A 12938-nucleotide genomic window follows, 5' to 3' on the forward strand; every position below is an offset into this window, starting at 1 on the left:
GGTCGGGGCAGGTCTCTATCAGATCATGCGGTTGAGGTCAGGGCTTGCGAGGATGACGACGCAGAAAGTCGTCGGCGATTTCATCGCAGGTGCAAAAGCGCACGCCTTCGTGCTGGCGGAAATGCGCGATCAGGCGTTCGAGCATCAGCAGAACCTGTGCGCGACCGGATACGTCCGGGTGAATCGTGATCGGGAACACCGCATAGTCGTGCTCGCGATACACCCAGTCGAACTGGTCGCGCCACATCTGCTCGATATCGCGGGGGTTCACGAAGCCGTGACTGTTGGGGGCTTTCTTGATGAACATCATCGGCGGCAGATCATCGAGATACCAGTTCGCGGGGATTTCCACGAGATCGGTTTCCTGTCCGCGCACGAGCGGCTTCATCCAAGTGTCGGGATGCTTGCTGTAGTCGATCTTGGTCCACGAATCCCCAACGCGAACGTAGTACGGGTGGTAGTCGTTGTGCATCAAGCTGTGGTCGTACTTGATCCCCTTCTTCACCAACAGTGCGTTCGTGACATTGCTGAATTCCCACCACGGCGCGACGTAACCCGTCGGCGGCCGGCCCGCCAGTTGTGTGACCAGCTCGATGCTGCGATCGAGCACGGTTTCTTCCTGCTCCGGCGTCATCGCGATCGGGTTTTCGTGGCTGTAGCCATGGATGCCGATCTCATGTCCCGCTGCCGCGACCGCCTTCATCTGCACGGGGAAGGTCTCGATTGAATGACCAGGAATGAACCAGGTGGTGCGGATCTTTTCGCGCTCGAAGAGCTTCAGCAATCGCATCGACCCAACCTCCCCAGCGAACAGGCCGCGTGAGATGTCGTCGGGGGAATCCTCGCCGCCATATGAACCTAGCCAGCCGGCCACCGCATCCACGTCGATACCGAATGCGACCAAAATTTCCTTTGCCATGCGATGTTCTCCTTCGGGTAGTTCCTGCGCGAAGCAACCGTCGCCTCGACTCTCAGGGCGACGGGGTTTTCCTGTCTCCGACGCCGCGTTTGGCGGCTGCGCCAGCCGGTGCGACGACCAGATTAAAGTCGCCGTTTTCGTATAAATGTACGTCGTCGACAACATACGTTTACGATGGCAACATCAAAAAAAAACAGCAATGCAGGGATTACCCTTGCTTGCCGTGCCGGTTAGCAAGACAACACGCCGATACCGGTTTCATTTCAAGAATCAATTTTCCCGAGAGCGGCCAACTGATTTCGCCAAGGGAACGGCCGGTTTTCAGATTGGCGGGTGAAGCATATTGGGAATCGGCATGGCTCGTTCTTCCGCGAAAAGCACGGTGTCCCAGATTTTTGAGATAAGTAAAACCCCTTATTTTTCAGCTACCCGAACAACGGCACAGTGCTCGACAAAATGCGGATCGCATCAACGCGAAGAGTCGTCTCTGCCGATCACCCTTAATTTCTCCTTTTTTCTGCCGTAATCCGTGGCGGTGAATCTGAAGCCAGGGTTTGGGTCGTGCCGTAATGTCGCGGCAGAAGCCCCAAATCGCGCAACGCCTTTTAATTTTTCACGGAAACATGATTTCCTCACTCAGAACCCGCATCCTGATCATTTCCTCTGCCATCGTCATCGGAGCGCTCTCGCTCTCGGGCGCAACGGCCTACCTCACGGTACGCGCCAACATAATGGAGACGATCGCGCATAGCTTGACGGCCCTGGCCGGCGCCAATGCGCTCGCTATCGACAAATGGGTGGCTGCCAAGACCCAGGCCGTGAAAGTCACGGCAGAGGAGGTCGAGCACGGCGATCCGCGAGGTCTGGTCAAGCATATGAGTGCCGCCGATGGTTTTCCGATAACCACTGTTGGGTGGAGCGACAAGACGTTTTTCTCGACGAGCAGCACCACACCCAAAGACTACGACCCAACTGCGCGTCCTTGGTACAAAGCTGCCATCGCGGCTGGTACGGTGATGGTCACGAAGCCGTACGGCGACTCGTCGACGGGGGTGCCCTACGTATCTTTTTCCGCGCCGCTGATGCGTAATGGTGAAGCGACCGGTGCATTGAGCGGTGCCGTGCCGCTCGAAGGTGTGCGCGAAGTGGTGACTGCAGTGCATCCGACTCCCTCAAGCCTTGCATTCGTCGTGGCGCGCGATGGACAAATCATCGCGCATCCGGATGCAAGCTTGATTCTGAAGCAGGCCTCCACTATCTCGCCTGCGCTTACGCCGGATGCACTCGCTTCGCTCGCGCAGGGGGGCGCGCCGATGGAAGTCGATCTGGGCGGTGCCGCGAAACTCCTCAAGGCGCAGCCGGTGCAGGGTACCGACTGGTATCTGGTGATCGCGCTAGACAAGGCGGAGGCAACGACAGGTCTTACCAATGTCCTCAAAGCGCTCGGGGTGTCGATGGTATTGCTGACGTTGGTGGCGGTAGGCATTGCCGCGTTCTTTACCGCGCACTCGTTTCGCAGCCTCTCTCAAGTGCGCGATGCCATGGATACCATTGGCTCCGGCAGTGGCGATCTTACGCATCGCTTACCGGTGGTCGGCCGTGACGAGGTGTCACAGATTTCCGCGTCGTTCAATGCGTTCGTCGACAAGATCGGCGCCGTGCTTCTGGACGTGCGCGCCGGCGTCGAGAACATGAAAACCGCGACCAATGAAATCGAAGCGGGCAATCGCGATCTGTCGCAACGTACGGAGACGTCGGCCTCCAATCTGCAGAATACGTCGGCGGCCCTCACGCAGTTGACCGCCAGCGTCAGGCTGTCGGCTGATTCCGCGGTGGAGGCCACGCGGCTGGCCACCTCGGCGAGCCACGCGGCGGCGCGCGGAGGGGAAGTCGTGACGAGCGCGGTTGCCACGATGGAAGACATTGCCCGGTCGTCGGCGCGTATTACTGAGATTATTGGCGTGATCGACAGTATCGCGTTTCAGACCAACATTCTCGCGCTGAACGCGGCAGTCGAAGCGGCACGGGCTGGGGAGAACGGCCGTGGTTTCGCCGTGGTGGCGGGAGAAGTGCGTACGCTGGCGCAGCGGTGCGCCACCGCCGCCCGCGAGATCAAAGACCTGATCAAGGCCTCCGAGACCAGTGTCAATACGGGTGCGCAGCGCGTTCAGGCAGCCGGCGTGGCGATGCAAGAGATTGTCGCGGGGATCGATCGGGTCAATCGCGTCATTGGAGAAATCGACGGTGCAATGCGCGAGCAGAGCGCGGGCATTGGTCAGATCGACCGCAGTGTCGCCGAGATGGATCAAGCGACACAGCAAAACGCCGCGCTTGTCGAGCAGTCAACCGCTGCTTCGGCGACGTTGAACGAGCAGGCGCATGGATTGTCCGGCATCGTGGCGTTGTTCCATTTGCGCCAATCCGATACGGTTTGATCTGAACGCAAAGGCCGATCAGGTAGCGGCGGACACGATCAACATCATGGGGCGCTCCCGTTCCTCGATCAACTGGGGCATCTCTTTAATCTGTTCGGGTGTTGGCGCAAACTCCTCGACCCGGCGAATGTTAAAGCCCGCGTTGATCAGCGCATTCAATGTCGTACCGAGTGTTCTGTGATACTTCAGAACGCCGTCGGCAAACCAGTTTGTCCGGCGTTCGCCCTCGATCGAATAGTCATTGACTGGCCAGGTCTTGCGACCTGCGTCGTCGTTGATCCAGCGTGCATGGGTCGACGCCATGAAGATTGGATGTTCGATGGTAAAAACGAACCGCGCACCGGGAACAAGTGCGCGATGAATCACGTGTACGAGGCGATCAAAATCCTGGATGTAGTGCAGAGTCAGCGCGCTGTATGCGAGATCGAACGCTTTTTCGGGAAGAGCGCATCGAGATCGGCAATACGATACGTGATGGCCGCGTCTGCCGTATTCGCAATGGCGTGCGCGATCATATTCGCAGATAGATCTAGTCCGAGGACGGAAGCCGCGCCCTGAGCCCGCATCCATCGCGATGCCCAGCCAAAGCCACACCCCAGATCGACGACGCGCTTGCCTTTCAGATCGGGCAGCAAGGTCTGGATCGCCCGCCATTCGGGGGCGGCATCCAGCCCATGCACCTGCCGGGGAAGCTGGCTGTAGCCAGAGAAGAACGTGGGGTCGTCGTAAATATTCTGCGCCATGTGTTGTCACCGGACGGTAGAGAGCGAGGCTTGCCGCAACAACCCGTGTTGCATGAACGGTCGTTTCAACCTCCCCTTGCAATACGTCAATAGCGGATGGTATACGACCTGACGGATTGTGATCACTCGCGCGTTGGATCCATGACGAAGGTACGTGACACCTGAATCTAAAAGATTGCTTTACTAAATCCGCATTACACAAACGCACGACACCGCGGCATTCGCGATCGACCGTTCTGATGAAAGCAGGGCAGAGTGTGCTGTCAATTATTGGCTGAATTGTACCGGTACTGTACTTGAAGGAGTCGCTACAATCAGAGTTCCAATTGCAGCCATGTGCTCATGGCCGACTGTTGATCGAAACTGCCACAGCGTGATGCCTTTATGCTTCAAGACACCTTGATGAGTGCTCTCCCCGCCGCGATGTTATTCGTGCTGGTAACGTCGATTACGCCGGGACCGAACAATATGATGTTGTTGGCTTCAGGCATCAACTTTGGTCTTCGGCGCACGATGCCGCATATGGTAGGGATTAGTCTGGGCGTGTCAGTCATGATGCTGGGTGTCGGCTTCGGGCTGGGGAAGATGTTCACGCGCTTTCCTATTCTTTATCCCCTGCTCGAAGCAGGCAGTGTCGTCTATCTGCTGTACCTGGCCTGGAAGATTGGAACGTCCGGGCAGATAGAAACGCGAAAGGGCACGTCACGTCCCATGCGTTGCTACGAAGGCATGGCCTTCCAATTGATCAACCCGAAAGCGTGGATGATGGTCCTGACGGCCGCCACGACCTTGCATCTGAGCAACGACGTCGATATCAATGCACGATACATGGCGCTCGTGTTTTGTCTTATTGGCTTTCCATGCATCTTCTTGTGGGCTGCATTCGGTACCGCGATGCGGCGTGTACTGTCGCGTCCGAGCTGGGTAAGGACGTTCAATATCGTCATGGCGCTGGCCCTGGTGGTAACGCTTTATCCGGTGGTGTTGAAGCTGCTGGCGTAGTTTGCGCGGGGGAGGGACATGATGAACACGCGCATCCGGTCAACCGTGTGCAGTCGGCCGGGACCGGATCTTCGTCTCTTCACGCGGTAGGCCATCAGCCTTCATCTCCCGCACCGCGCGCGGTGCAAGGCAGCATGCATGACCATCGAACCAGAGCCGTCCGGATGCCTGGCTGCAATCAAGACCTTTGAACCACCGCAACATGAAGCTTGGCAAACCAGGGGCGCCCATGCATGACAATGCCCGTTGCGACCAAGGCAAGACCTTGTCCATTTCGACCCGGAACACTAGGCTTCGTAATAAAATTTATGTGATTCATAAGTTTCAGGATCGAATAAATAATTCATGTAATCTTCAACGGAGTACGGGGGGATGTAATCGCCATCCTTATCACTTTCGCTAATAGGTGCGATTGTTTCCAAGACATATTCCTTTCCTTCTTCCCCCTTCCAGTGTGACTTGATAAAATCTCGCTCATCAACGCGAGCGCATGAGTCTTTGCCTCCAATGTAGGGGTCTATAATCAGTCTTTTACCTTCGTGCTGAACGGTGAGATATACGTGATATGCGCCAGACCATCTTTCCTCTGATTCATCTTCAGGATGTAGAACGATTTCTTTCCCGCCCTCTTTTTGTTTAATAGCTCTCACTTCCAATTTATCCTGGACGTCTTTCCATATTTCATTGTCTTTTCTGATTAATTTAAGTAATTCCTGTACCTTGACGTCACAAGTTGGAAATCGTTCGACTCCGTCTTCGAATAATTTTTGTTTATTCCGAAGTCTACTGATAATAAAAGCTGAATTTTCTTCTTTATGGCCGTTCAAGCCGACCGTGCGAATGTTCTGCAGCCGTTCGCTGATACGCTCCCTGAAGAATTTCCCATCTCTGAAGCGCAGGATGATGTTGCTCCCATCGCTTTGGCGGATGGCAAAGCGATTTTCATTAAAGTGCGTGACCTTTATGTAGCTTCCGTCCACCTTAAGATACGCGTTGTTTTGCATGTCCCAGTTAAGACCATGTGCGTCGGGAGCGGAAAGCCGCGCGGACTGAATGTCGCTGGCAAGCATAGCGGGGGTAACCAGCTGTTTGACCTCTTTCGAGACTTGTGGCGCGCTATCGGCTTCAAAGCGCCAGCGTGCGCCATCGAACGCGACGGGCAGACCGACTTCACCTGCGCCCGAGGGGTCGACGACTTCGTAATGCAGACCATGCCCGGGTGTTGTGCGTTGTGTGACAGGCACTAACTTGCCATCCATCTCAACGAAAGTGCCATAGCTGTAATGCGAAGTATCGTCTCTCTTTTCCGCACGATAAATCGCCCCGCTGCCGTAATAGCCCGCGTTGTTGTTGGGTGATGGAATGTAGTAGACGTCATCGTCGCGCGCGCGGCACACCCGTTCAAGCAAGGCTTTCTGCTCGCGCGTAAAAACGGGTTGTGCGTTCTCAACCGCAATATGCCACGTGCCCGATAGCGGCTCCATATACACCGGGAGCAAGCTCACTTCGCCCGATGCCCGGCGTACAACGATCTCGTATTGGTTGTCGGCATTGCGTAGCAAGTCGTAGTGCTCTCCGTGTAGCGATATCTGGCGCTTACCCTCGCGGATATCGACGTTCAGTTCGCGGGTATCGAAGTCGTCCGAGTAACGCCAACGCATGGTTTTCTCGTCCACTACGACGCGCCGTTCCAGCAGTTCCGGCCTCTGAGCATGCGGGTGATAAGTCAAATATTCGTTCTTGCGGCCGGATGGCTTGAGAAATACCTCGTTGCCGGAACCGTCGCCTATCGCGTCGCGCCCGGGTGCGACGCGCAGCAGGATCTCGCGACGTATGCCGGTAGCCGGATCGCGCGTAAAGTAGGCCGCGTTTCTGTCCGCAGGCAGCGTATGCCGCAGCTCCGCAGGCTTGGCTTTTCGTGGCATGGCTTTGCGTGCCAGCGTGAGCCCGTCGATGTCGAGCGAAGTCGACAAACTCGCAATGCTCAGGTGCTTGTAGCGTTCGGCACAGATTACGTCTCCTCGAGACTGGTAGTACTCGCTCCGCTTTGCATTGGCGATGATGCTCGTTATGAGTGGCTTGATGCCAAAGCTCAGCAGGTCAGTGGCGATGTTCAGGCCGTTTGCCGCCCCGCGTATCTCTGGAGATGGGCCGCCGTCGTGCCCGTCATAGAGGCGGCGGAAGTAGTTCTCGGTGCGCTGCGCCTCGTATAGCAGGACTTTCCCCTCTTTCTCGCCGTTGGCGTTTAGCACTTCTTCTTCAATGGCGCAATGTGCTGCGATATGCCGGACGATGTCCTCATCGATCTTGCTTTGCGCAAGGCGCTTCACGCGTGGAGGCCCATCGGGCGGTGTTTCCATTGGTACGATCAGCAACGGCACGCCACTCGATAAGGTCTTCAGGGAAAATTCGAAGTCTTCCGCATCGCGTATGTCCAACCAGCCATTCTGCACGAGTGCTTGTTTCAGAGAGCGAATGAGATCGCCTTTCTCCCGTTCGTCGCGAATAATGCGCATATTGTTGATGATCGTGGCGGTTTCCTGTGTGCCGTCAGAATGCGCGGATGGCGCTGGCATTGCGCTAGCACCTGGGAGAAGCCACGAATCGAGATAGCGTGTTTCCGCATCGACGGATGGCGTCAGGATATGAGCGGCGGCCGACACGGGAGGTATCACACGAGCGGGCGAGGACAGTGAGGCCTCGCTATGCATGCATGTTGGGACGTCCTGGGGGCCACAGTCAGCGTCTGGCGACTGCCGCACCTGACTGAGCAGCAGCATCAGGCGCACGGCCGTCGTCATGGCATCCGGGCGGGCGTTGTTCAAGGCGACCGGGGATCGAGTGACGGTTTCCGTTGTCTGATTGATATGTGAAAGTTCCGCGGCGAACAGGCGAATATCGTCGGGCAGTCCCTGTCGGATGCGCTGATGGCTCTCACATATCGCGTGCGCCGGCCTGTACTCGTGGCGGCCCGCGTTCGTTCTGTGCTGCATGGCATCGACTGGCATAGCTATCCTATGGATTTGATGAACCGCCCCGGCGTTCTCCGGGGCAACGGAGTCCGCATCAACCGTATCCGTCGCGTTTTGTGGAGAAGCGTTCGATATCGGCTGGCAGGCATTTGATCGGCATCTGTACGGCAAGTGGCTTTTCGCCGCGACACTGATCTCACTGTCTTTCGAGCGCCGCGTCTGCGCCCATGTCTTATAGTTCATGTAAGACATGTTTTCAAATACGGTTACCGGATACATCATGCGGCACGCTGGTTACCGCCCGAGTTATTTCTACCCTAGGCTAGGTGCGAGCGGAGTCATCGGTCTATAGAGAAGCGATCGTTGCGAGCGCGGCGACTACCGTTGCGTTGGCGCTTGCACCGAATGTGCTTGTCGGCGATTTAGCAAAATGCGCGTTTATCGAGTGGGGCGACGTCACACGAGGGCATGGTCATGCATGGACGTCCTTGGTTTGCCAAGCTTCATGTTGCAGTGGTTCAGAGGTCTCGATTGCAGCCAGGTATCCGGACGGCTCTGGTTCGATGGTCATGCTGCCTTGCACCGCGCGGTGCGGGAGAGTAGGCCGATGGTCTACCGCGGGAAGAGACGAAGATCCGGTCTTCGAAGTACCTGAATAATTAGATTGAGCAGGACCATCGAAATGTCAAGTCGCGAAAGAATGTGATGCCCGGCTTCCAACGCTTCAGAAATGCCATGGCCACGATGTCAGACATCGAAATGATGGATCGCATTCGTAAAGTTCAGTTCGATCTCGCGAAGCTCGGCCTCAGAAATGCCGTCGAGACTGATGTATGGAATGTGATCTTCTTTGATCGATAAAATGTCCGACTTATAAGAAACATTTCAACGATTTTACTTATTTGCACTGGAACCCGCCGTGGCAGGTTCTGTCGTGCGCGCAACATCTCAGAACGCAGTCTTTTTTGGCCAAGTTCTTGCGCCATGCGGGAGCCTGGCCGGTTTGGTTTTTTGTAAAGCGTCAGTGATTGCAAGTGCGTGCGCACCCGACCCCAGCCGTCGATTCAAAAACGATAGCCGAGATACGCACCAAGGCTCACCGGTGTACGGGTCCCGACAATCGGGCTGTCACTAATCTTGTTTGGCAGATAAGAGACGCTTGCGCGTGCTCCCACATTCCAGTGTTTCGATAATTGATAGTCCCCGCCCACGCCAAAACTGACATCCGCGATGCCCGCACCCGGTGAGTACTGCGCGTACCCGGAATTGGCGCTTTGTGTCGCGCTGATACCATAAAAGGTCTTGTTCGACTGTGCGCTCGCCCAGGTAATGCTCGGACCGGCATGGAGTGAGAATTTCGACGTCACGGGATACTTTCCCTCCGCACCCAAGTGAACCTGTGTTCCTTGGTCCTTGCCGCCGATATCGGTTGTCACCGATGCTGTGACGGCCCACCAATCCTTGGTGTATCGACCAAACAGGGTTGCATGGGCGGTTCGATCAATATCACCGAGACCGTGAAGCTTCTCCGAATCATCCGATACTTTCCGGGGACTGAAGAAGTCATACGAAATCGCTATCCCTGCTTGCCAGTGGGCATCTCGGTAAAAATAGGCGCCAATGCCGAAGGGAACCGTCGGGGCGCCGTCGTAGGCGCCGATAAAGAAGCGATTGTAGCTGGCGTTGAACACCGGGGCGACTCTCGTCTTCTTGTCACTTGCACCAGGATAAGTTGGCGAGGTCATTACACCAGCACCAAGAGCAAAAGACCACTGATTACTAAACGCCTGCCCATTGGTTGACTGGGATTCATTGGCATCTTCCGATTGCGCGATCGCATTTGTACAGAAGAGAGCTAGCAATGAAGCAGCAGAGATTGTGCCGATACGAAACGCGTTGTAGCGAATGAAATCCATTTTTTCGGGAAAGAAATCGCTGCATTAAGACATGCTTGACAGAGGGCATCAAGCAACTCGAGTACCAGTCGAAGAAACCGGCCCTGGGTAAAGGGCGCGCCATGCGGTGATAGGCAATGCGTGGTCGGATAGGCATTCTTGCCCGCAGCTCGCATTGTTTACATGCCATGAAATCGCATTGACTTCGCCACGCAGGTCGACTTCCGCAAGGAGGGTCCGATCGAATGCGGTACCAAAGAAGGTGCGTATTAGGTTCGAGAAAACGCCGTTGGGTGATACGACCGTTTCTGCCTGATGGCACTGTTTCTTCCATGAAAAAGCACTTATCAATGCTTTGACATGCTTTTCATTATGAAATGGGATAGACAGCTAGGTCAAAGATTATTGCGTTACAAGCGGGCCAGGACCGTTACCGTGCCTTCCCGTCCGTCAGGCAACAGCAAATCGACGTCGAGCGCACTCATATCTTCGATGATATTTTTACTGTACCATCGAAAAGAATGTTGTCAGTCGCGAGAACGATCAAGGTGCAATTAGCATCGATATTGTAATTATTTTGCTTGGTTTTTTTGAGAGATAAGGCGACAAGAATTCATCTGTTCCAGAAAATAGGAATATAAAAATGACGGGAAGCATGCTGCGCACGACATTCGAAGATCGATTGATAGCCACGGGTGGACGCCCTGCGGGATTTGATTATCTGCGGATCAGCTTGGCTGTTTTCGTTATCTTTTTTCACAGCTTCGATTTGTGCGCAGGGTACAACGTGATGTTTCACGATGCGCATGGTATCTTTCGGCCGCTTGACGCCGCGGTACTCCCGATGTTTTTCTCGTTAAGCGGTTTTCTCGTGGCAGGGAGCCTGGAACGAAGCAAGACGCTGATTTCGTTTCTTGGTCTGCGTGTTATTCGCTTGGTTCCTGCTTTACTTGTCGAGACCGTCCTTTGTGCTTTCATCATCGGATCAATATTCACTGATCTATCCTTGTCACACTATTTTTCCAATCCTGAATTCGCGCGCTACTTTCTCAATATCATAGGGGATATTCACTTCTTTCTTCCAGGCGTCTTTTCTAGCAACCCTTTCCCGCATGTCGTGAACGGGCAGTTGTGGACCATTCCCTGGGAGCTTAAATGTTATATCTCGATTGCTCTTCTCTCACTTATTGGGGCAACACGTAAAAAAGGTGTGTTCCTCGCCATTGTTCTGTCTGCGAATTTCATCCTGATAATCCACCATTATTTTTTCAGTCACAACCTCGCGGACCATTCAATCGCGGATGGTTCAGTGAGTGGCGAGCGGTTGGTATTTTCGTTCCTTTATGGAATCTTGTTCTATGTCTACCGTTCAAAAGTAATTTGGAATAAGTATTTGTTCGTGGCGATTGCTGTCGCGATCCTTGTCGGTAGCTCGATGCCGTTGGCATTCTGGGGAGACTCGGTGACACCGGGGTTGTTTGCTTACGTAACCGTGTACTTGGGTTTGCTTGAACCTCAGCGTTTGAAAATCATCTCCTCAGGTGATTATTCTTACGGGATGTACTTGTATGGGTTTCCGATTGAGCAAGCTATCATTGCAACGCTAGGCAAGGGCGGAATGCATTGGTATGTCGTTTTCCCGCTTGCGATATGCATCTCCGCGGTGTTGGCATATTTCTCCTGGCATGCAATCGAAAAACACGCGAGCCATCTGCGTCCCTGGTTGTTTGGGTTTGAAAAACGAGTAGTGGCAAGGTTGGCCGATTTTCGTCGGACCAGGTTGGCGGGAGGTTCTGGTGTAGACACCGCACGGAGGGAGTGAATGCGGAGAGCGATTACGGGTTTATCCACGCCTGATTAGCATGCATTGCCAACGCGCATAAGGGCATGTCAAGCGAACAAGTCGTTAAGCGAATGCCTTGCAAATGTTTGTTACTCAAACAGACCGGCTTATTGGACAGACTTGGTCCCATTATTGAAAATTAGTTCAAATTGGACGAACGTAAAGATTGTAGAGATGTCTGATGCTCGTTACATTAAGTGGGCTGCCCGCGACTGGAAAGACGACACTTGCGCGGGGTCTTGCCAGGAAAATCGCAGCCGCCTATGTGCGGATCGACACGCTTGAGCAGGCCTTTATCGCATCCGGTAACGGTTCTCCCGACATCGGACCGGCTGGGTATATGGCAGGATATGCAATAGCCCGTGATAATTTACACTTAGGGATCGACGTTGTCGCGGATGCTGCAAATCTACTGGATGTTACACGACGTGCCTGGAGGGCAGTGGCGCACGAAACAGGTGTCCGGCATATTGAAGTCGAACTGGTATGTTCCGATAAAGCGCTGCATCGTGAAAGGGTCGAGCAGCGAGTCGCCAATATTTCCAATCACGCTTTGCCTACGTGGCAGAGCGTGATTGACCGCCCGTGTGACGTCTGGGATGTAGATCATCTGGTGATTGACACAGCAAAAACAACAGTCGACATGGCGATTGAAAGCGTGATCCAGACCCTCTCTTTACCGTCTGGTCATTACCGTGCGCGATGAGTTGTTCCCGGCCGTTTAGGGTTGCCGTGCCGGAAGCGCGCCGATTCTCATATCGTCCGCGGTTCTTATCTAGCGCCGCCGACGGTTGCGTTGTCATACGCCGTCTGGGCAGCGGAAACGGTATCCATGTTCGATTCCGCCCAATGTGCCAAAACAGTGACACTCTCAATCAGGGTGCCACCCAAATGCGTCAGTGTGTACTCGACCGTGATCGGCTTGGCCTGGAAAACGGTGCGCTCCACCAGCCCGTCACGCTTCAGTCTTTTCAGTGTTTGGGCAAGCATCTTTTGCGTGATCGATCCCATATCGATTTCTTTAAGAAACACACGGTCGCGTCTTAAGCAGGTCATGCGTCCTTCACAAGATCGGGCTCCCGCCACGGACGGGTCAATCCGTGTCCGCCAAAGCGGGTGAGGTTTCGTA

General features: G+C 54.7%; 8 protein-coding genes and 2 pseudogenes. 5 read left to right on the forward strand and 5 right to left on the reverse strand.

Annotated features, from left to right (window positions below; genetic code table 11):
* Positions 1-37: 37 nt before the first annotated feature.
* A complete protein-coding gene (locus SJQ66_RS06000) occupies positions 38-919 on the reverse strand; it encodes a polysaccharide deacetylase family protein (RefSeq protein WP_024905599.1) in 882 nt (293 codons plus the stop codon).
* Between the two features lie 623 nt (positions 920-1542).
* Between SJQ66_RS06000 and SJQ66_RS06005 the strand changes: the two genes are divergently transcribed.
* A complete protein-coding gene (locus SJQ66_RS06005; protein WP_036012889.1) occupies positions 1543-3354 on the forward strand; it encodes a methyl-accepting chemotaxis protein in 1812 nt (603 codons plus the stop codon).
* A gap of 18 nt (positions 3355-3372) precedes the next feature.
* On the opposite strand, the pseudogene SJQ66_RS06010 reads toward SJQ66_RS06005, so the two are convergent.
* A pseudogene (locus tag SJQ66_RS06010) lies at positions 3373-4097 on the reverse strand (class I SAM-dependent methyltransferase).
* A 402-nt stretch (positions 4098-4499) separates the two neighbouring features.
* Here SJQ66_RS06010 and SJQ66_RS06015 point away from each other — a divergent pair.
* Positions 4500-5099, forward strand: a complete 600-nt coding sequence (locus SJQ66_RS06015; RefSeq protein ID WP_236693356.1) for a LysE family translocator — start codon at positions 4500-4502, stop codon at positions 5097-5099.
* A 287-nt stretch (positions 5100-5386) separates the two neighbouring features.
* Here the strand turns inward: SJQ66_RS06015 and SJQ66_RS06020 are convergent, their stop codons facing one another.
* Positions 5387-8353 (reverse strand): hypothetical protein, encoded by a 2967-nt coding sequence (locus tag SJQ66_RS06020; protein WP_157685685.1) that lies wholly within the window; start codon positions 8351-8353, stop codon positions 5387-5389.
* Positions 8354-8633: 280 nt separating this feature from the next.
* On the opposite strand from SJQ66_RS06020, the pseudogene SJQ66_RS29860 reads away from it, so the two are divergent.
* Positions 8634-8932, forward strand: a pseudogene (locus SJQ66_RS29860) (DDE-type integrase/transposase/recombinase); the annotation flags it as partial.
* 203 nt (positions 8933-9135) lie between these two features.
* Here SJQ66_RS29860 and SJQ66_RS06025 read toward each other — a convergent pair.
* The gene (locus SJQ66_RS06025) at positions 9136-9987 is read right to left on the reverse strand and encodes a MipA/OmpV family protein (RefSeq protein ID WP_024905592.1); all 852 of its coding nucleotides are present in this window, start codon (positions 9985-9987) and stop codon (positions 9136-9138) included.
* A 622-nt stretch (positions 9988-10609) separates the two neighbouring features.
* On the opposite strand from SJQ66_RS06025, the gene SJQ66_RS06030 reads away from it, so the two are divergent.
* Both SJQ66_RS06030 and SJQ66_RS06035 read left to right on the forward strand, forming a co-directional pair.
* Positions 10610-11788: an acyltransferase family protein gene (locus tag SJQ66_RS06030; RefSeq protein WP_024905591.1), complete on the forward strand. Its 1179-nt coding sequence runs from the start codon at positions 10610-10612 to the stop codon at positions 11786-11788.
* A 202-nt stretch (positions 11789-11990) separates the two neighbouring features.
* On the forward strand, positions 11991-12515 hold the full coding sequence (locus SJQ66_RS06035) for a P-loop nucleotide/nucleoside kinase family protein (RefSeq protein ID WP_253464363.1): 525 nt from the start codon (positions 11991-11993) through the stop codon (positions 12513-12515).
* Between the two features lie 65 nt (positions 12516-12580).
* On the opposite strand, the gene SJQ66_RS06040 is transcribed toward SJQ66_RS06035, so the two are convergent.
* Entirely contained in the window at positions 12581-12820 is a 240-nt protein-coding gene (locus SJQ66_RS06040; protein ID WP_052738140.1) for a winged helix-turn-helix transcriptional regulator, read from the reverse strand.
* Between the last annotated feature and the right edge of the window lie 118 nt (positions 12821-12938).

This window comes from Robbsia andropogonis, assembly GCF_034047095.1.
GTDB classification, from domain to species: Bacteria; Pseudomonadota; Gammaproteobacteria; order Burkholderiales; family Burkholderiaceae; genus Robbsia; species Robbsia andropogonis.